Annotated in this window: 27 protein-coding genes; all 27 read left to right on the top strand. The window is 58.6% G+C overall.

What is annotated here, in order from left to right; all coding sequences use genetic code 11:
• The gene (locus GN111_RS09075) at window positions 1–204 is read left to right on the top strand and encodes a hypothetical protein (protein WP_155303460.1); all 204 of its coding nucleotides are present in this window, start codon (window positions 1–3) and stop codon (window positions 202–204) included.
• A gap of 219 nt (window positions 205–423) precedes the next feature.
• Window positions 424–825 carry a hypothetical protein gene (locus GN111_RS09070; protein ID WP_155303459.1) on the top strand — a complete coding sequence of 134 codons (402 nt, stop codon included), beginning with the start codon at window positions 424–426 and terminating at the stop codon, window positions 823–825.
• Window positions 826–863: 38 nt separating this feature from the next.
• The gene (locus GN111_RS09065; protein WP_155303458.1) at window positions 864–1,061 is read left to right on the top strand and encodes a hypothetical protein; all 198 of its coding nucleotides are present in this window, start codon (window positions 864–866) and stop codon (window positions 1,059–1,061) included.
• A 243-nt stretch (window positions 1,062–1,304) separates the two neighbouring features.
• Entirely contained in the window at window positions 1,305–1,451 is a 147-nt protein-coding gene (locus tag GN111_RS09060; RefSeq protein ID WP_155303457.1) for a hypothetical protein, read from the top strand.
• A gap of 314 nt (window positions 1,452–1,765) precedes the next feature.
• Entirely contained in the window at window positions 1,766–2,146 is a 381-nt protein-coding gene (locus GN111_RS09055; RefSeq protein WP_155303456.1) for a hypothetical protein, read from the top strand.
• Window positions 2,143–2,706: an HI_1489 N-terminal domain-containing protein gene (locus tag GN111_RS09050; protein ID WP_155303455.1), complete on the top strand. Its 564-nt coding sequence runs from the start codon at window positions 2,143–2,145 to the stop codon at window positions 2,704–2,706. Before GN111_RS09055 ends, GN111_RS09050 begins: the two co-directional genes overlap by 4 nt.
• A 146-nt stretch (window positions 2,707–2,852) precedes the next feature.
• Window positions 2,853–3,329, top strand: coding sequence for a glycoside hydrolase family 108 protein (locus GN111_RS09045; RefSeq protein ID WP_155303454.1), 477 nt, complete (start codon window positions 2,853–2,855; stop codon window positions 3,327–3,329).
• A gap of 9 nt (window positions 3,330–3,338) precedes the next feature.
• Complete coding sequence (locus GN111_RS09040) at window positions 3,339–3,872, top strand: 3TM-type holin (RefSeq protein ID WP_155303453.1); 534 nt, start codon at window positions 3,339–3,341, stop codon at window positions 3,870–3,872.
• A 26-nt stretch (window positions 3,873–3,898) separates the two neighbouring features.
• The gene (locus GN111_RS09035) at window positions 3,899–4,300 is read left to right on the top strand and encodes a hypothetical protein (protein WP_155303452.1); all 402 of its coding nucleotides are present in this window, start codon (window positions 3,899–3,901) and stop codon (window positions 4,298–4,300) included.
• A complete protein-coding gene (locus GN111_RS09030; protein WP_155303451.1) occupies window positions 4,297–4,506 on the top strand; it encodes a hypothetical protein in 210 nt (69 codons plus the stop codon). Before GN111_RS09035 ends, GN111_RS09030 begins: the two co-directional genes overlap by 4 nt.
• Before the next feature lie 89 nt (window positions 4,507–4,595).
• A complete protein-coding gene (locus GN111_RS09025) occupies window positions 4,596–5,066 on the top strand; it encodes a hypothetical protein (protein ID WP_155303450.1) in 471 nt (156 codons plus the stop codon).
• A complete protein-coding gene (locus GN111_RS09020) occupies window positions 5,050–6,591 on the top strand; it encodes a hypothetical protein (protein WP_155303449.1) in 1,542 nt (513 codons plus the stop codon). Before GN111_RS09025 ends, GN111_RS09020 begins: the two co-directional genes overlap by 17 nt.
• Window positions 6,588–7,955 carry a DUF1073 domain-containing protein gene (locus tag GN111_RS09015; RefSeq protein ID WP_155303448.1) on the top strand — a complete coding sequence of 456 codons (1,368 nt, stop codon included), beginning with the start codon at window positions 6,588–6,590 and terminating at the stop codon, window positions 7,953–7,955. The genes GN111_RS09020 and GN111_RS09015 overlap by 4 nt, the downstream gene beginning before the upstream one ends.
• Entirely contained in the window at window positions 7,952–8,851 is a 900-nt protein-coding gene (locus tag GN111_RS09010; RefSeq protein WP_155303447.1) for a phage minor head protein, read from the top strand. The genes GN111_RS09015 and GN111_RS09010 overlap by 4 nt, the downstream gene beginning before the upstream one ends.
• A complete protein-coding gene (locus GN111_RS09005) occupies window positions 8,848–10,014 on the top strand; it encodes a DUF2213 domain-containing protein (RefSeq protein ID WP_155303446.1) in 1,167 nt (388 codons plus the stop codon). Before GN111_RS09010 ends, GN111_RS09005 begins: the two co-directional genes overlap by 4 nt.
• Before the next feature lie 48 nt (window positions 10,015–10,062).
• A complete protein-coding gene (locus tag GN111_RS09000) occupies window positions 10,063–10,539 on the top strand; it encodes a structural cement protein Gp24 (RefSeq protein ID WP_155303445.1) in 477 nt (158 codons plus the stop codon).
• A 40-nt stretch (window positions 10,540–10,579) separates the two neighbouring features.
• Window positions 10,580–11,533: a DUF2184 domain-containing protein gene (locus GN111_RS08995; RefSeq protein ID WP_155303444.1), complete on the top strand. Its 954-nt coding sequence runs from the start codon at window positions 10,580–10,582 to the stop codon at window positions 11,531–11,533.
• A 61-nt stretch (window positions 11,534–11,594) separates the two neighbouring features.
• The gene (locus tag GN111_RS08990) at window positions 11,595–11,990 is read left to right on the top strand and encodes a hypothetical protein (protein WP_155303443.1); all 396 of its coding nucleotides are present in this window, start codon (window positions 11,595–11,597) and stop codon (window positions 11,988–11,990) included.
• Entirely contained in the window at window positions 11,991–12,338 is a 348-nt protein-coding gene (locus tag GN111_RS08985; protein ID WP_155303442.1) for a DUF4054 domain-containing protein, read from the top strand. It begins immediately after the preceding gene.
• Complete coding sequence (locus GN111_RS08980) at window positions 12,335–12,808, top strand: hypothetical protein (protein WP_155303441.1); 474 nt, start codon at window positions 12,335–12,337, stop codon at window positions 12,806–12,808. Before GN111_RS08985 ends, GN111_RS08980 begins: the two co-directional genes overlap by 4 nt.
• Window positions 12,805–13,125 (top strand): hypothetical protein, encoded by a 321-nt coding sequence (locus GN111_RS08975; protein WP_155303440.1) that lies wholly within the window; start codon window positions 12,805–12,807, stop codon window positions 13,123–13,125. Before GN111_RS08980 ends, GN111_RS08975 begins: the two co-directional genes overlap by 4 nt.
• A complete protein-coding gene (locus GN111_RS08970; RefSeq protein WP_155303439.1) occupies window positions 13,125–13,634 on the top strand; it encodes a phage neck terminator protein in 510 nt (169 codons plus the stop codon). The genes GN111_RS08975 and GN111_RS08970 overlap by 1 nt, the downstream gene beginning before the upstream one ends.
• 3 nt (window positions 13,635–13,637) lie before the next feature.
• Window positions 13,638–14,699 (top strand): DUF3383 family protein, encoded by a 1,062-nt coding sequence (locus GN111_RS08965; RefSeq protein ID WP_155303438.1) that lies wholly within the window; start codon window positions 13,638–13,640, stop codon window positions 14,697–14,699.
• 46 nt (window positions 14,700–14,745) lie between these two features.
• Window positions 14,746–15,144 carry a hypothetical protein gene (locus GN111_RS08960; RefSeq protein WP_155303437.1) on the top strand — a complete coding sequence of 133 codons (399 nt, stop codon included), beginning with the start codon at window positions 14,746–14,748 and terminating at the stop codon, window positions 15,142–15,144.
• Window positions 15,144–15,596 (top strand): phage tail assembly chaperone, encoded by a 453-nt coding sequence (locus tag GN111_RS08955; protein WP_155303436.1) that lies wholly within the window; start codon window positions 15,144–15,146, stop codon window positions 15,594–15,596. Before GN111_RS08960 ends, GN111_RS08955 begins: the two co-directional genes overlap by 1 nt.
• A 20-nt stretch (window positions 15,597–15,616) precedes the next feature.
• A complete protein-coding gene (locus GN111_RS33335) occupies window positions 15,617–15,757 on the top strand; it encodes a DUF6889 family protein (protein ID WP_170302195.1) in 141 nt (46 codons plus the stop codon).
• Complete coding sequence (locus tag GN111_RS08945) at window positions 15,754–17,319, top strand: phage tail tape measure protein (RefSeq protein ID WP_155303434.1); 1,566 nt, start codon at window positions 15,754–15,756, stop codon at window positions 17,317–17,319. The genes GN111_RS33335 and GN111_RS08945 overlap by 4 nt, the downstream gene beginning before the upstream one ends.
• Window positions 17,320–17,322 lie beyond the last annotated feature (3 nt).

Raw genomic sequence — 17,322 nt, 5'->3', positions numbered from 1 at the left:
ATGGACAAAAGCCAACGAACGATGCTGGAATACGACCTGAAGAAGATCATCGTCGAGGTCGCTGAATCTGCGCAGGAAGGGGAAATCGTTTGGGCGCCGCCTCCTATTCATGAAGAGTTCGAATTCTACGAAAGACCGGATGATCTTGCCGACCGGGCGGTTAAGCGATTATTGGCTGCTATTGATGAAAATCAACTTCGGTAAATCGTATGACTAAAAACCTAATGGAGGTAGAAAAATGAAATGTCCAAAATGTGGTGGAGAATTGACAGTCGATGCGACTTTTGCCGCGCACGACGATGAACTGATTGACGTAAATGTATGCTGTAAAGACCAGTCCCAGTGCGGTTATTACGGATATGCTTTTTTGTCCGTTGACGATTTAACACCTAACGAAGATTAGCTATTCGGGGGATTTAGAACATGGATATGTACTCAAAACGATGCAACGATCCTGTTGAAAAAAAGAAGTGGCTGGAATCTGGATTGGTGCAGATAAAATTGTTCAAAAAAGGCCAACACTTTGAGGCTATGGACGGGAGAATATATATTGTCGATAGATATGAATCATCAACCGGATTATGCCATGTGCGACACGCAAAAACCAAAAAACGAAATTGGTTCTGCGGGATTGCACATGGCCGGCCGATCAAAGACGGTCTCAAATTGATTGTCGGTTTTTACGATCTCCAGGGGTGCCTACGGCAGGTTTCGGATAAATCCGGTGTCGATTTTAGCGTTTTAAAAGATTGGCTTTATAAAGACATAGATCCGTCAGAAGGAGATAGGGCGCTGCTCGAAGCAGCGGCAAACAAAGGTCGGTAGCTACCTTGGCCAACATTAAAATCGGAGGATTTAGAACCATGATTGAAAAACCGTTTTTCGTCATACTCAACCATCAAAACGGAAGCGTACTTCCGATGGTCGAGAACGATGATGGGGATCTGGCGATGTTTGAAACTGAAACCGATGCCGTAACAGCAGGCAACAATAACCCACTCGGAGAGCACTATGGATTTGAGGTTTTCGAGTTGGGTGATGGGCGCTGTTTCGGCTGCTAATTTTGGAGATTAAAATGGAAGGAAATTGCGATAGTTGTGTGTATTGGGATAGGCCATCAAACCGATGCCTCCACGACCAGAATCCAGATCCATGCGCCCCCGCTTACGGCACCGATTGTTGCGAAGGTTGGGAGCCTAAATGGATTTGTGACGGATGCGCCGAAGTATTCGACAGCGAGGTCGATCTTGAGGCGCATCTGTTCAACAATCATCACTGTAGTCGGTAACTACCCGGAGGTGAATATGGATCTGGAAAAGGTTTATCACGATTTTAACGGCAACCCGTGCTCGATCACAGAAATGGTTAAGAATGAACCAGATTGGGCCGCAAACAGAATCCAGGCGGGGGAAAATGCCGCGATGCCCCAATCCAATGCGTCAAGGTTTTGAAGATGTGGCACGGTGATGCTGTGTTCGATATTTACTTCAACCATTCCCCCGAAATGAAATTAATTCGGGAGCATCTTGGACCGTTTGAGCGGTTGGATCTTACGTAGGCAATTACACCCGCTTAATAACTTGGACATACCGTGCAAAATAGATAAAAAGATCTGCATGCACTGCGGTGGTTACAGCTTCAAGCGGCGACCGGTCGGACTGTGGGCCTACTGCACGGTCTGGAAGAAATGGGCCGATGACGATCCTGATAAGCCACCGCCGGGCAAGCGCTCGTGCGATAAATTTTTCTCGAAAGGGAGCAAACAATGATATTCAGACTGACCATGATGGTTGTCGCCCTGGCCGTTTATGCCTCTTTTTGTTCCGCCGTGATCGCCGCCAGACAGCAACCGGAAAGCTGGTACCAGCAGCGATGGTGCGACGCACAAGGCGGCGAAACGGAGGTGATACTGGCGGACCGCACCCGCTGCGACTGTCTGACCGCCTCCCATGCCATCGAGTTCGACTTTGGAAACAAATGGGCGGAATCCATCGGCCAGGCCCTGTATTACTCCATCCAGACCGGACGGCGTGCCGGAGTCGTGCTCATCCTCGAAAAAAAGTCGGACCGTAAATACTGGATTCGTCTCAACACCGTGATCCAGCAGTACAACCTCCCGATAGACACCTGGGAGATGAATCCGTGAAGTTGACCTGCCCTTCATGTGGCGCGGTTCACAGCGCCGAGGCATGGTCGAACGACGCCAATGCCCGTCAGTGCATGCTCATCGTTGCCGAACTGCCCACGGAAGTGAGCCGCCGGGCGATTCCCTACCTGGCGCTTTTCCGGCCGACGTCCGGGCGCGGATTGAGTTGGACAAAGGCCCTGAAGCTGCTGAAGGAGCTGAAAGACCTGGTGGCCGATGCGAGCATCCAGTGGGACCGGAGCCCGGCCCGGGCCAACCAGATCATGGCGTGGGCCGATGCAATGGAACGGGTTATCCAGCGCCCACCCAGGGATCTGCCTTTGACCAAGCACAATTATCTTCGGAAGGTCGCATACCAGTTGGCTGATGAAATAGATCAAGGGGACGAGAGAAATTTCAACCGCAGGGAGCGTGCGGGCGCGGTACTTCCGGCGGAGGATTTCTCCGAGCGATCCGGAGGGGATTTGGAACCGGTCCTAAGCGTTGAAGACATGCAAAAAATACGAAAAAAGAACCTTCCAAGCTATAAAAAGCCATCCCACCGTCCCAATTTCACCTGATTTTCGATCAAAAACATCTCCAAAACCAACTACTGTCCCGCGTAGTGGGACAGTAGTGCCCTCGACCTATTGATCCTTCCTGTTTTCCGCTTCTATGATTGCCATCATAAACGAGGTTTTGTTTCCGGCTTTTTTGGAGAAGTGTAATGCCTTCGAATTTTGGGATCGCCATCGAAAAAACTCTGGCTCATGAGGGCGGCTACGTCAACGATTCGAAAGATCCGGGCGGCCAAACCAAGTATGGAATTTCGGAAAAAGCGTATCCTCATCTTTCCATTTCGAAGTTGACCCGGAAGCAAGCCATCGACATCTACCGGCGCGACTATTGGAACACACCCGGATTCGATCAGATCGAAAACTCCGGCATCGCGGCCAAGGCGTTCGATTTGAGCGTTAACATCGGGGTCGCAAGGACTATTTTGTTGCTTCAAAAGGCGGCCAACCGCTTCGGCGCCGGTTTGCGTGTCGACTCTATTCTGGGTCCGGTAACCGCTAGTGCAGTCAACTCGTTCAAACACCCGCAGGCCCTGCTCATGGCCCTGCGGATCGAGGCGGGGAATTACTACTACGGACTTGGCAACCAGCGGTTCCTGGCCGGATGGCTGAACCGCCTGGCCGAATAGGAGGTTGTCGTGAGCAACGTACTCGAGAAGATCATCGATGGCGTGAAAGTAGTGGCCCCAATGGCCGCCAACCTGTTTCTTCCCGGATCCGGAACTATCCTGGAAGGCTTGATGCGCGCCGTTACCGGTGACGGTCCGGAGGTCGCCATCGAAGCCGTGGCCGAAAAAATTGCCGCTGATCCGGCGTTGATGGTTGAACTGCAGGTCAAGGCAATGGAACACGAGGCCAGGCTGGAAGAGATCGAGGCCAAGAAACTGGCGTCGGTCAACCAGACCATGCAGGCCGAAAGCAAAAGCGAAAAATGGCCCCAGTATACCTGGCGGCCGTTCAACGGTTTCACGTTTCCCTTGGCCGTGCTGCTGATTTACTTCGCATTGCCCGCACTGGGCAAGGCCGTGCCGGATGTGCCCCAATGGGTCTGGGTGGGGTGGCTTTCCATACTCGGCGTGGCCACCTGGGATCGTGGCAAGGAGAAGCGGGCCAAATCAGGCGACACACAAACGGGACTTATCGAAGGGGCTATCAAGGCCATTCGCGGATAAATCATACTTTTCGTCGAGGAGGAAAGATGACGCGGCAAAGCATCCAGAAAATCCAAAATCTGAAACGCGCGGTGTTGGAGTATCTCGGCACCAACGGCCGCTACTATGGAGAGCTGTCGCGTATCGAGCAGTCCGTCGAGGACCTGGCCCAGGCCCTGAATACCCGGCTGGATCAGCTCATGATTGCGCTGGAAGACGGCGGCGAGAAAATCCACCGGGAAGAGACGCCCAGGGATCGCCTGGCCAGCCGGTTCATGGAAACGGCCAGCCGTTTGTTGTCGTCGGGCCGGGTAGACAACGAGACGGCCAACGAATTCGAGCGCGCCCTGGACATGTTCGATGTTTCCGCCGACCTGAAGCGGCAAAGCGAAACGGCCAGGGACGTGGCCGAGACCAGCGCGCTCAAGCACAAGATGAGCCGTTCGTGAACTGGCATTGGATCAAGGATGTCGCCGGCAGCAAGGATGCGGCCCTGCTGCTGAGCCTTACCGTCAACGTCGTGGCGTTTTACGCCATCTGGCGGCTGTGGCAGGGCTACCGCATCCTCATGAACCAGGTGACCGGCATGCTGGTCGACCTGGTCAAGGAGTTGGGCGTTATGGCGACCAATCTTTCAGGGCGTAAGGATGGCTAAATACCTGCTGAAATACAGACTGCAGCGGCTGGCTTTGGTTATGAGCCTGAAGGCCCTGGAGCGGACCCTGGAACGGATTCGGGAAATCAATGGCACAGGAAATTGACCTCCAGATCCGGTTCGAGGCCGAGGACCTGTACGTGGAGGCGCGCAAGACCTACGAACAGGTCTCCGAGGCCACCGGGGTTTCCGTTACCCAGCTAAAGCGCTGGTCCAAGGAGAGCAACTGGCGGCAAAAGCGGGTCGAGCACCTGAAAAACAAGCGCACCCTGAAGGAGCAGCTCGTCAAACTGCGAGACGCCATGCTCAAAAAGGCGGTGGATTCCAAGGACCCCCAGAAGGCATATGCGGCCCTGAAGGTGGTCAAGCTGCAGATGGACAGCGAGAAAAAGGATGCCGTCGAAATCGTGGAGGTCGACCGCCCGAAAATCTTTCTGGAAGACATGGAATTCATCGCGGAAACGCTCAAGGACGTCGATCCACAGGGGCTGAAGGTTTTTTCGAGAAATTTCGACGTGATTGTCAACCGGTTCAAGGAGCAGCATGCGCAAGCGTCCTAAACTGACCGAACTGAGTTTCGACCGGTGGGCCGACGACCTGAAAGCCTGGATCGCCGAGTCCGTCTCGCCGTTCGAAAACGACACGCCGGAAAAACAGGCGGAGCGCAAGATGCGCGCCGAGTACGACCTGCTGTACTTTTTCAAGACCTATCTGCCCCACTATTTTCCGTCAGAATTCGCCGAATGCCACGAGGAGTGGGAAGAGCTGACCGATATACGGGACGCCCTGGTTCTTCTGGGCGCTCCCCGCGAGCACGCCAAGTCAACGTTTTTCACCCTGGGCCTGCCGATCCACGACATCGTTTACCAGCTGCGCTGGTTTATCCTGATCGTGTCGGACACCAACGACCAGGCCAGCGGTTTTACCCTGCCGATCCGTCTGGAACTGGAGGACAACCCGCGCCTGCGTCACGACTTCGGCGATTTCATCGGCAAGGTCTGGAAGAAAAACGATTTCACCACGGCCAACGGCGTGCGGGTGCTGGCCCGGGGGCGCAGCGAGAAGGTGCGCGGCCTGAAAAACCGCCAGCACCGGCCGGACCGGGCCATCATCGACGATTTCGAAAACGACGAGAACGTCGAGAATCCCAAACAGGTGGAAAAGGGAAAGCGGTGGCTGATCCGGGCCGTGATCGGCAGCATGGGAACCGGCTACACGGCCAACATGGTCGGCAACCTTTTCCATCCCAAAAGCGTTATTTCCCAGTTGATCGCCGCCAAGGACGAGGACGGCAAGAAGCTTTACGTTTCCAAGGTTTACGACTGCTGGATCGATTACGGCAAGCCGACCCAGCGGCCCCTGTGGCCGGCATTGTGGCCGGCCGAACGCCTGGAGAAAAAGCAGCGGCAGATGGGCACGGTGGACTTCAATGCCGAGATGCGTAACCTCACCGGCGCCGAGAATTCTCCGTTCCCGGAGACCTGGTTCACCTATTACGAAATCGAGGAGATCGCCGGCCTGGAGTTGCGCACGGCCAGCTTCACCGACCCCAGCGCCAAGAGCGGCGAGAACAACGACTATAAGGCCTGCATCACCGTTGGCCTGGACCGCAAAACCATGATCTTTTACGTGCTGCACGCCTGGATCCGCCACGCGAGCCCGTCAGAGATGTTCGCCGCCGCCTACCGCCAACACGACGAATATTCCGGTCCGGTGGGGATCGAAGAGAACATGTTCCACGATTTTCTCCACGAGGCGATCCAGAATTACGCCAAGGAGACCGGGCGATATCTGCCGTGGCGGCCGCAGGTGCACAGCACCAACAAGGAGGCCCGGATCATCGGCACACTTTCCTACCTGGTGGAGTTCGGCAAGCTGCGTTTCCGCAAGGGCCACAGCGACCAGGACCGCCTGGTGGAGCAGCTCATCTATCTGCTCAATAAAAACGTCAACGACGACGGCCCGGACGGACTGGAGGGCGCTGTATCCTTGCTACAGCGCGGCAGCATGGGAACCGTGGCCGATGCGATCAAGAAGCGCGGCATACGCGGGCTCGGGAACATGATGTGGAGGATGGTGGCATGACGGACCTGGATCGCAAAATCGCCGCCTTCGAGGCCCGCAGCGGAAAGCCGACCCATACCCGGCACGATGTGTACGTGAACGCCTATTCCGGATTCGGCGGCTCAAAAGATCCACTGCAGCGAACCCGCTTCATGGGCGGACTGGTGCTGAGCCAGATAGAATTGGACGAGCTATACCGCTTTTTCTGGTTGCCTCGCCGGATCGTCAACGCCCTGCCCGAGGATGCCTGCCGACAGCGGATCAATCTTGCCATCGAAGATCCGGAGGAAGGCGCCCGCATCCTTCGACGCATGGAGGAGTTGAAGGCCTGGCAGATCTTCGAGGAGGCCCTGCGTCTTTCCCGGCTGCACGGCGGGGCGGTGGTCATCGTCGGAGCAACGGACGGCCAGGACCCCGAGGAACCGCTCAACGCAAAAAGCATCAAGCGGGTTGGCTCGCTGACCGTGCTGGACCGCTGGCAGCTGTCCCAGGCCAAACTGTACGACGACCCGCTGGCGCCCAATTTCGGGCTGCCCGAGACCTATCGCCTCCAGGCCGCCAACGCGGCGCCCATAAGTTCGGGCGCGGTGATCCACGAATCCCGGGTGATCCGTTTCGACGGGGCCTGGCTGCCGGACCGGCTGCGCATCCAGAACAACGGCTGGCACGATTCCGTGATCATTGCCATCAACGAGCAGCTCAAGCAGTTCGGCATCAGCATTCAGGCCGTGGCCGTTCTCTTCCAGGATTTTATCACCAAAACGCTGAAGATCCCCAACCTGGCCGAGATGATCGCCAACGGCGAGGAGGCCACGCTGCAGGCGCGCATCCAGTACGCCGTTTCGAACATGTCCTCCCTGGGCGTTTCCCTGATCGGTGAGAATGAAGAGTTCGACAAGATGCAGACGCCCATCACCGGGCTGGTGGACCTGCTGGACAAGTACATGGACCTGGTGTCGGCCGCGTCGGACATTCCCAAGACGCGCTTGTTCGGCCAGCAGTTGGGCACCCTGTCCGGAGCCGACGAGACCACGCGCAATTACTACGACCGGATCAAGGCTTACCAGCAAAAGCATCTGCGGGGTCCGGTGACGTGCCTGATCGAGCTGCTGCGGGCCGAGAAAAAGGCCCCGGCGGGGGGGTGGTCGTTCGAGTTCGCGCCCCTGTGGCAGCCCACGGACAAGGAAAAGGCCGACACGCGCAAGACCGTGGCCGAAACCGACCAGATCTACATCCTGAACCAGGTGCTCACTCCCGAGGAAGTGGCCGTATCCCGCTTCGGCGCCGACGGCTACAGCATGGAGACCACGGTGTCGACCGAGGCGGATGAGGACGGGGTGGAGAAAGTTTCGCAGGAAGAAGACGACCGGGGAGGTGACGAATGACACCATCCCAAAAGCAAGCTTCCATCCGTGCCCGACGGGCCGTTATGCAGGCGGCGGGCAAACGCATGCCGAGAAAACGGCGCCCGCCCGCGCAGCTGCACCCCAGGGCCATCGAGCGGGCCTATTTTGCGGCCATTTTGCGCGTGACAGCCCCATTTTTCGACGAAGTGAGCAAAGCCCTGCCTGCCGCCCTGCCGAGAATACTTGCGGCCCGCGACAGCGATTTGCGGGCCGACGGCAAAGCCTTCCGCCTTGACGTCGGCTACGGCGACCTAATCGGCGAGGTGTTTGACGGCATTCGCCTGAATGTGGCCACCCGGGTGACGGACGCGGCGGCCGGTGCAGTGGCCAAACAGTTTGCCGACCGCACCAGCGAATTCAACCGCAACCAGGTGGACCGGCAGTTCGAAGCGGTGCTGGGCATACCGGTGCTGCGCCAGGAAAAATGGCTGCGACCGAAGCTGGAAGCCTTCGTGCTGCAGAACACCGGCATGATCAAGGATATCACCGAAAAGGGGGCCAAGGATATCCAGACCCTGGTGATGGCCCGGGTAGAGGCAGGCGACAGTACGCGGACCATCGAAAAAGCGATCCGGCAAAAGCTGGACACCACAAAAAGACGCGCCCGCTTCATCGCCCGCGACCAGGTGAGTAAACTCAACGGCAAGTTGACTGAACTGCGCCAGGTCGAAGCCGGGGTCGAGGAGTATATCTGGCGGTCGACCAAGGACGGCGCGGACCGGGCCTCCCACCTGCGCAAAGACGGCAATAGGTTCCGCTGGGACGATCCGCCGGAGACCGGCCATCCCGGCGACGATTTTCAGTGCCGGTGTTCGGCGGAGCCGGTGCTGGACGAATTTATCGAATACCAGGCCAAGGTCAAGGAGGCCGCATGAAAACCCATCGCCTGATCACCATCCGGCTGGACCGCAAGACGAGCGCTTTCGATATCACGCCCGAGGGCTATTTGGTCTGCGATGCGTTCGTCACCCGCAGTGGCGTGTTCGACTACCACGACGACGATGGAAAGCTGACCCGCGAACTGCGTCCGCCGGAGGCAGTGTTTGCCGACGAATCCCTGGCCACGCTGGCCATGCAGCCCATCACCTTCCTGCATCCCAAAGAGAAGTTGGTCACCACGGAAAATATTCGTGGTCTGCAGGTGGGGGTGACTGGTGAGAATATCACCCACGACGGCGAGGTGGTCAAATGCCGGGTGAAAATTACCGACAAGGCCGTTATCCAGTATGCCCGAGACATGCATGCCCGGGGCGAAGGCGTGGAGCTGTCCTGCGGGTACGATGCAGATGTCGAACCGATTGCAGGAGAGCACAAGACCGAGGGCCATTACGACGCCGTTCAAAAGAACATCCGCTACAACCATGTGGCCATCGTGGCCAAGGGGCGCGCGGGTGAGAAAGTAAAACTCAAACTCGATCAAAAGGAGGAAATCCCCATGTTTACGTTCATCCGCAAAGCATTGAAGCTTGATGGTTTCACGATGGATGCCATCGAGGCCGAAGTGCCCAAAGAAGCCCAGAGCGTTCTTTCCCGGCTGTCCGCCAAGCTGGACGAAGCCGTTGACGTGATCAAGGCCCAGGCAGCCAAGCTTGTCGATATGGGCAAGAAAAACGAAGCGGCCCAGGCCAAGATCGATACGCTCGAAGCTGAACAGACAAAGCTCAAAGCCGATGTGGAAGCCCTGAGCGATCCGGCCGGAGAGCGAGTGCAGGCCATCATTGCCGACCGCAAGTCCCTGGAGGCGGTCGCCGGCAAGCTGGAAATCAAAACCGATGGTCTGGACGACAAGGCCGTGAAGGTGGCCGTGATCCAGAAACAGGCGCCGGATTTCAAGGCCGATGAGAAGTCCGACGATTACATCAACGCCCGTTTCGACGCGGTGGTCGAGCTGTTGGAGGCTGCCAAAAAGGACGGTGCGGATCAGCCGCTGGCCCGGTTCATTTCGGATGCCAAGGAATCCAGCTCAGCGGGACAAGTCGACCACCGCGCCGAGTTCATCAAAAAGTCCGACGCGCTGTTCGACGGCGCCGACGAATGATCGTAGCCCGGTAGTTTTACTCTAAACCGCAACGCCGAGGAGTATATCATGCAGACAGAAGTCAGATCGTCTATGGCCGTCGGGCTCGCCGGGCAAATTGCCGATATCGGCCCGTCCGACATCATCACTTACACCAACGAACATGGGGACACCGTTCCCTTCGGCGTGTTCGTCACCAAGGGCAGCGGTGAAGGATTGGCCGTTCTGCCCGATGCCACTGGGGAGGTGACCGGCCTGGTGGGCCTGGGCGTGGTTGTGCGCAGCCATACCCAGCCACAGGACGAAGGTTACGCCGACGGCGACGTCATGCCGGTGATCAAAAAAGGCCGCGTATGGGTTCCGGTGGAAGACGAGGTAACGGCCGAGAGCGCGGCTTTCGTCCGCTTTGTTGCCGGAGCCGGCGAGCAGCTGGGCGCGTTCCGCAGCGATGCCGACGGCACCGATGCGGTGGCCCTGCCCAACGCCAAGTTCGTTACCGACGCGGCGGCCGGGGAGCTGGCCCTGCTGGATCTCAACCTGACCTAACCGGCCAGCCCGATTTGAATTTTTAGCGAGGAGAGAAATCATGATTCGCATTGACGCAGTGAGAGTCTTTCTCGACGCCATCGATCAGAACGCCGCGCTGTTCACGGCGCGCCAGCTCGAAGCGGTGGAAGCCGAGATCTACCGTTACAAGGAGCGGGAACTCAAGTACCGCTACCTGATCCCGGTGTCCAACCGCGACAACCCCGGCGCCGAAACCATCACGTACATCATGTACGACCGTGTGGGCATGGCAAAAATCATTTCCGATTACAGCCAGGACCTGCCCCGTGCCGATGTTTACGGCAAGAGCGTGTCCCATCCGGTTCGTTCCCTGGGTATCGCCGTGGGCTACAATCGACAGGAAATTCGGGCCGCCATGATGGCCGGCGTGGGCCTGGAAACGGAAAAGGCTGCGGCCCAGCGGCGCGGCATCCGTGAGAAAGAATCCGCCATTGCCTGGACCGGCCATTCGGCCAGCGGCATTCCCGGCTTTCTGACCAACAGCAGCATTCCCACGCTGGCGGCCCTAAACGGCGATGCCGGCACGCCCGACTGGGCGAGCAAGACCCCGGACGAAATCATTACCGACGTCCGTCTCATGACCGCCAAGGTAAGAAGCCAATCCAAGGGCGTGCATGAGGCGGACACCATGCTGCTGCCCAACGAGCAGTACGATCTGATCGCCGGCACGCCGCGCAGCGCGCAAAGCGATGTGACGATTCTGGAGTTCATCCTTTCCAAGTCCGACAAGTTCGGTCTCAAAACCATCGAGCCCATGTATGGCGAGCTGGACAACGCCTTTGTTTCCGGCACCAAGGACGGGGCGGTGATCTACGAGAAATCCCGCGAGAATTTCGAGCTGCGCATCCCGATGGAACTGACCGTTTACCCGGCCCAGGAAAAGGGCCTGGAAATGATCGTGCCCGGAGAGTCGCGCATCGGCGGCGTGGTGGTTCGCTATCCGCTGGCGTTTCTCTTTTTCACCGGCATCTAACCGAAATTTCGACAGACACTGGTCCCGGCGTCTGGCCGGGGCCGTTTTACAGGAGGGTGACATGATCGTCGTTAACACAAGCCCGACTTTGACCCATCTGCCCTGGAAAAAGGGCAAGGCCCGTGGTGAGGTATCTTTTTATCCCGGCAACAACAACGTGGATCCGGAAATCTTCGAGGCGGTCCTGAAAACCGCCGGAGAAGAGGACTGGAAACACCATTACGGAAACTTCCTGGTTCCCGTGGGCAAGCCGACCGAGACCACCGAAACGGTGAGCCTTGACGACCTGACGGCCAAGGATTTCGTCGAGCTGGTCGATGGAACTACGGATGTGGCCAAACTGGAAGAATACCGGTCCTTCGAGGCATCCGGCAGCCAGCGCAAGACCGTGCTGGCGGCCATCGACGATCAGCTGGAAAAGATCGCCGAGATCGAGAAGAAAAAAGCGGAGGCGTAAGTGTCCGACACCAACGCAGCCAACGTGCTGGCCATCGCGCCCGAACTGGATGGGGCGTCCCAGGCTTCCTGGGACCTCATCCTGGCCGATGTGGCGACGCTGATCACCGAATCGGCCTGGGGGGCGAAACAGGAGATGGCCCAGCGCTACCTGGCGGCCCACAAGCTGTCCATGATCGCCAAATCCGAGTCCGGACCTGCGGTGGCCAGCGAGAAAACCGGCGACGTTTCCACCACCTATGCCGTCCCAGGGAGCAACGCCGATGACCTGGACGAAACCAAGTACGGCCGCGAGTACAAACGGCTGCGGCGCTGCACGGTGGCCGGCATCATGACGGTGAGACCATGAGCGTGACGATCATCGACAGCGGAATGGAGGATTTCGAGCGGCAGGTGAAAAAGCTGCACGGCCGTGTCGATGTGGGCGTTTTCGGCGAGAAGAATTCCGAAATGGTGATCATCGCCGGGGCCAACGAGTTCGGGACCGACCGGGCCGGCAAGAATCACGACGTCACGATCCCGAAGCGCTCGTTTTTGCGTTCGACGCTGGACGAAGAGAAAGAGAATGTCCGCAAGATCGTGGATAAGGCCAAAGTGGACATCGTTACCGGCAAGCGAAATCAGAAGACGTTTTTGAACCGCCTCGGGATCTGGTTTGTTGGCAAGGTCGTTAATAAAATTCTGGCCGGCGGCGAGCCCTATGTTGAAAACGCGGACTCGGTCAAGGCTGCCAAGATCCGGCGCGGCCGCACCAAACCTAAGCCGCTCAACGACGACGGCCATTTAAGAGATGCCATCAACCACCAGGTAAAACTATGAAGCTGGCCGTTGAAACCATCACCGTCACCCGAAAGGCCGCCGGCAGCTACGTGAACGGACGCTGGGTGGACGGCACGGCCACCGATCATTCGGCCTCCGGCAACATCCAGCCGCTGTCCGGCAGGGAACTGCAGCAGCTGCCCGAGGGCGACCGCGAACGACAGCCGCTCAAGATTTACACCGCCTTCGCCCTGGAGAACGGGGATGTTGTCAAGCGGGGAGACGGCATCGAATACGAAGTCCAGGCGGTCGAGGACTGGACCCCGTTCAACCAGCCGCACTACAAGGCGCGGCTGATGCGCGTCGAGGAGCAATAATGCAGCGGCTGAGCACCGCACGGGAAAACGCGTTGCACGCCTGGATTCAGGCGATTTTAACCGGCGTCACGGTCATCTGGGAGCATGAGGGCGGCCAGCGTCCGAATGCGCCGTTTGCTTCCCTGGACATCATTGCCGGACCGCAGTCCACCGGTCCGGGAGAGCAGCGGTGGGATGCCGAGGACACCTTTGCCCATGCCCTGCGCAAGCTGGCTACGCTGAGCGTGAGCACTTTCGGCGACAATGCCCTGGTCATGGCGGTTGCGGTCGAAGACGCCCTGCAGCTGCCGACCCACCAGACGACCCTAAGGCAAGCCGGGTTTGCCGTGTGGGGCCATGACGGCCCGCGCGACATCACGGCGCTGATGGACACCCAGCACGAAGGCCGGGCGGTGATCGACATTTTCATCGCCTGGGCCGAGGCTGCAACCGATACGCCGGGAGAAATCCACAAGGTGGGCATCTCCAGCGGCGTTTGCGACCAAACCATAACCATCGAGGTGGAGTAAATCATGGGAACCCAACTGAACGACATTGTCGTAGTCAACATCACCCGCGAGACGGCCAAGATCACCCAGGCCGGATTCGGCACGCCGCTGGTATTCGGGCCGCTGGCGAATGCCGAATTCACCGAGGGAGAAACCACCGACCGGTACCGCGTTTACAATTCCATCGAGGCGATCGAGGCCGACTTCGAGACGACCACGGAGCAATGGAAAGCGGCGGCGGCCCTGTTCGGCCAGGACATCCGGCCCGAGCAGATCGTTATCGGCCGCTACGATACGGCCGAGACCCTGGGAGACGAACTGTCGGCCATGCAGGAGGCTCATGGCGACTGGTACGCCCTGATGCTTACCCGCGACGGCGAGGAGTCCGATCAGATCGCCGATATCGCGGCGGCGGCGGCCTGGATCGAGCCGCGCGACAAGATCTTCATCGCCTGCATCGCAGAAGCGGCCATGATCACCAGTGCGGACACGGACATCGCTTCCACCCTTCAGGCGGCGGCCTACGACCGAACGGCGATCATGTACAGCGCCGACCACGCCAATTATCCGGAAGGGGCCTGGCTGGGACGCTGCCTGCCCGAGGACCCCGGATCCATCACCTGGAAATTCAAACAGCTTTCCGGGATCACGGCCGACGATCTGACCACCACCGCCGTCACCAACCTGAAAGCCAAGAGCGCCAATTTTTACGAAACCGTGGCCGGCGTGAATATCATTTCCGGCGAAGGCGTCATGGCATCCGGAGAGTACATCGATACCATTCGCGGGTGCGACTGGCTCAAGGCGCGCATCGCCGAGGGTATTTACTTGAAGCTGATCAACGCGAACAAGATTCCCTTTACCGTGCAGGGTTTGACGGTGATTGAGACCGAATTGCGATACCGGCTGCAAAAAGCTGTTGACGCCGATTTTCTCGTGGCCGGCACCGTCGACATCACCATGCCGGACATCGACGCCCTCGACCCGCTGGAAAAGGCCCAGCGTTTTCTCAACGACGTGGAGTTCGCCGCCACGCTGGCCTACGCGGTGCACAAGGTGAGCATCGCCGGCAAGCTGACACTGTAAAGATCGGGCTATAGGCGATAGGACATAGAAAACGAGGAGAGGCATCATGGAGACCAAAACCTACAACCCCGACCAGGTGAGCCTGATCGTAGGCGGATCGATCATCAAGAGCTGGAACAAGGTCGTGGTCGGACGCGACGAGGACAGCTGGTCGTTTTCGGCCGGCACGTCCGGCGAGGCGACCCGGACCAAAAACCTGAACACCCTGGGCGCCATTAAGATCACGTTGCCACAGACATCACAGGACAACGGCGTTCTTTCCGCCTATGAGAAGTCAGATGCGTTGCTTTCATGCGTGGTGAAGGACAGCTCCGGGTATTCCCTGTATGCCATGCCCGAGGGGACCGTGATCCGGCAGGCGGGCAGCGAGTTTGGAAAGGAGTCGGGGGAACGCGAGTGGACGTTGAAGGGCGCGCTGGCCGAGTTCACCGTGGGAGGTAACTGATGGGAAGAGAAGCCGTCGTAAAAATCATCGATGACCATGAGTACACGTTTCACCAGATGCCGCCCAAGCAGTCCATGAAGCTGCTGCTGCGCATCTTCAAGATTGTGGGCGCACCTGCCGGGGCCGTGGCGGACGGTGCCAAGGCCAATTTCAAAAGCCTCATGGATGCCGACCTGGACATTTCCAGAATAATGGGCGCGCTGTGCGACCGTATCGACGAAAACGAGGTCGAAGGCATCGTGGACGATCTTCTCTCCCAGGCGATCTGCAAGGGACGCGGAGAAGTGTCCCGGAACTTCGATTCGATTTTCAAGGGGCGCCTGCCGCACCTGTTCAAGGTGGTCGGCGCGGCGCTGCAAGCGGAGTACTCGGATTTTTTCGACGAATGGTCCGGCGCCGCCAGGGACCTGGTGGCCAGGCTGGCGGCTATGACCCCGGACCCACAAACGTAAACTGGTATCTGTGGCGTCCGGTGGCGGCCCGGATCACCACACTGGAAGAGATCGAGACCCACTGGTCGCTGTGCGACCTGGCCGACGCCCACGAGGCCCTGGACATCCAGTCCGAGGCCGAACGGTGGGCGGTCGATAACCGCAGGGGCAAACAATCATGAAGATCCGCGATCTGTTCGTCAGCATCGGCTTCGACGTTAAAGACGAAGACCTCAATAAATTGGAAAAAGGGGTCCGAAGCGCAAAGCATATGATTTTTGGTTTGGGCGCGGTGGTAACGGCGGGTACCGGGCTCCTAGTTGGCCTGACTAAACAGGTGGCCGGCTTTGGCGACCAGGCGGCCAAGACGGCCGACAAGCTGGGAGTGAACGTCGAGGCGCTTCAGGAGCTGCGCTATGCCGCCGAGCTGTCCGGCATCGCCCAGACCAACTTCGACACCGGCCTCCAGCGCATGACCCGCCGGGCGGCCGAGGCTGCCGAGGGCACCGGCGTGGCCAAGGACGCCCTCAGGGAGCTGGGCGTTGTCGTCACGGACGGCGAAGGACGTGTGAGAAAAAGCGCCGATCTGCTCGAGGACATTGCCGACGGCATGGCGCGAATCGAAGACCCCAGCAAGCGGGTGGCCCTGGCCTTCAAGTTGTTCGACACCGAAGGCGTCAGCATGGTCAACATGCTGCGCAACGGCGGGGCAGCCCTGCGGGAGATGCGGGCCGACGCGCGCTCCCTGGGCTTCGTGATCGGGGAGGCGGATGCCCGCAACGCCGAGACGTTCAATGACGAAATGACCCGGGCGCAGCTGGTGCTGGTGGGTATCAAGAATGCCGTGGGCGTGGGCCTGCTGCCCATGATGATACGGGGCTTGCAGCAGTTCCGCCTGTGGGTGGCGACGCACCGGGAGATCATCAAGGCCAACCTGCAAGGGGCGATCCGCGCGCTGACCCAGTTTATCCGGGGCATGATCGATGTCGGCCGGGTGCTCTACATTATTCTCTCCGATCTGGTCGACCGCTTCGGAGGGTTGGAGCGGGCCATGCGATTGGCGGGGATCGCAGGCGGGCTGTTCATGGCGGTTTGGGCCGGTTCTGCCATTGCCAATGTCTTGATGGGGCTCGGTGCCATCGTGCGGGCGCTGGCGGCGGTGCGCCTGTCCGCCATCACCGCTTGGTTGGCCGCCCTGGGTCCGGCCGCATGGGTTCCGGCAGCCATCGCCGCAGCCGCAGCGGGCATCACCCTGGTGCTCGAGGATATCTATCGATACATCCAGGGAGACAAGTCCATTACCGGGTTGCTCGTTGAGAACTTCAAGAAGGCATTCGAGACGGTTCGGTTAAAAGCAATCGAATGGAAGGATAAGCTTTTTAAGATCTTTCAAGGCATTTACGATTTTATCATCAAGGAGATTCTACAGCCCATCCTAGATAAAATCGAAGCAGTAACGAAGTTTATCGACGATCCGCTGGAGACGAGCGCCAAATGGATGGGCGGCAAGATACAAGATATTTTTTCGCTATTCGGCATGGGGCCGGGCGATGCGCCTGCCTCCACTGCCGGCATTGTCAACAACCGGCAGCGTGTTAACGTCAATGCGCCCATCAACGTCAGCGTCCCTGAAGGCACGCCGGCATCGGAAGTGGCCGGCGCGGTGAGAAGCGGCGTGTCGGATGGTATTCAGCGAATGCTCCAGGACGCTTCCGGATATCTGGAGCCGGCAACGGCAGAGTGAATC

Source organism: Desulfosarcina widdelii, from assembly GCF_009688965.1.
GTDB lineage: Bacteria > Desulfobacterota > Desulfobacteria > Desulfobacterales > Desulfosarcinaceae > Desulfosarcina > Desulfosarcina widdelii.
Note: the sequence above shows the minus strand (reverse complement) of the source record. Positions and strands in the feature narration are given on the sequence as shown.

Excerpts from the sequence above, each read along its gene's own strand:
- GN111_RS09075 (WP_155303460.1), top strand. The coding sequence starts at position 1 with ATGGACAAAAGCCAACGAACGATGCTGGAATACGACCTGAAGAAGATC.
- GN111_RS09070 (WP_155303459.1), top strand. The coding sequence starts at position 424 with ATGGATATGTACTCAAAACGATGCAACGATCCTGTTGAAAAAAAGAAG.
- GN111_RS09065 (WP_155303458.1), top strand. The coding sequence starts at position 864 with ATGATTGAAAAACCGTTTTTCGTCATACTCAACCATCAAAACGGAAGC.
- GN111_RS09060 (WP_155303457.1), top strand. The coding sequence starts at position 1,305 with ATGGATCTGGAAAAGGTTTATCACGATTTTAACGGCAACCCGTGCTCG.
- GN111_RS09055 (WP_155303456.1), top strand. The coding sequence starts at position 1,766 with ATGATATTCAGACTGACCATGATGGTTGTCGCCCTGGCCGTTTATGCC.
- GN111_RS09045 (WP_155303454.1), top strand. The coding sequence starts at position 2,853 with ATGCCTTCGAATTTTGGGATCGCCATCGAAAAAACTCTGGCTCATGAG.
- GN111_RS09035 (WP_155303452.1), top strand. The coding sequence starts at position 3,899 with ATGACGCGGCAAAGCATCCAGAAAATCCAAAATCTGAAACGCGCGGTG.
- GN111_RS09025 (WP_155303450.1), top strand. The coding sequence starts at position 4,596 with ATGGCACAGGAAATTGACCTCCAGATCCGGTTCGAGGCCGAGGACCTG.
- GN111_RS09020 (WP_155303449.1), top strand. The coding sequence starts at position 5,050 with ATGCGCAAGCGTCCTAAACTGACCGAACTGAGTTTCGACCGGTGGGCC.
- GN111_RS09015 (WP_155303448.1), top strand. The coding sequence starts at position 6,588 with ATGACGGACCTGGATCGCAAAATCGCCGCCTTCGAGGCCCGCAGCGGA.
- GN111_RS09010 (WP_155303447.1), top strand. The coding sequence starts at position 7,952 with ATGACACCATCCCAAAAGCAAGCTTCCATCCGTGCCCGACGGGCCGTT.
- GN111_RS09005 (WP_155303446.1), top strand. The coding sequence starts at position 8,848 with ATGAAAACCCATCGCCTGATCACCATCCGGCTGGACCGCAAGACGAGC.
- GN111_RS09000 (WP_155303445.1), top strand. The coding sequence starts at position 10,063 with ATGCAGACAGAAGTCAGATCGTCTATGGCCGTCGGGCTCGCCGGGCAA.
- GN111_RS08995 (WP_155303444.1), top strand. The coding sequence starts at position 10,580 with ATGATTCGCATTGACGCAGTGAGAGTCTTTCTCGACGCCATCGATCAG.
- GN111_RS08990 (WP_155303443.1), top strand. The coding sequence starts at position 11,595 with ATGATCGTCGTTAACACAAGCCCGACTTTGACCCATCTGCCCTGGAAA.
- GN111_RS08980 (WP_155303441.1), top strand. The coding sequence starts at position 12,335 with ATGAGCGTGACGATCATCGACAGCGGAATGGAGGATTTCGAGCGGCAG.
- GN111_RS08975 (WP_155303440.1), top strand. The coding sequence starts at position 12,805 with ATGAAGCTGGCCGTTGAAACCATCACCGTCACCCGAAAGGCCGCCGGC.
- GN111_RS08970 (WP_155303439.1), top strand. The coding sequence starts at position 13,125 with ATGCAGCGGCTGAGCACCGCACGGGAAAACGCGTTGCACGCCTGGATT.
- GN111_RS08965 (WP_155303438.1), top strand. The coding sequence starts at position 13,638 with ATGGGAACCCAACTGAACGACATTGTCGTAGTCAACATCACCCGCGAG.
- GN111_RS08960 (WP_155303437.1), top strand. The coding sequence starts at position 14,746 with ATGGAGACCAAAACCTACAACCCCGACCAGGTGAGCCTGATCGTAGGC.
- GN111_RS08955 (WP_155303436.1), top strand. The coding sequence starts at position 15,144 with ATGGGAAGAGAAGCCGTCGTAAAAATCATCGATGACCATGAGTACACG.
- GN111_RS08945 (WP_155303434.1), top strand. The coding sequence starts at position 15,754 with ATGAAGATCCGCGATCTGTTCGTCAGCATCGGCTTCGACGTTAAAGAC.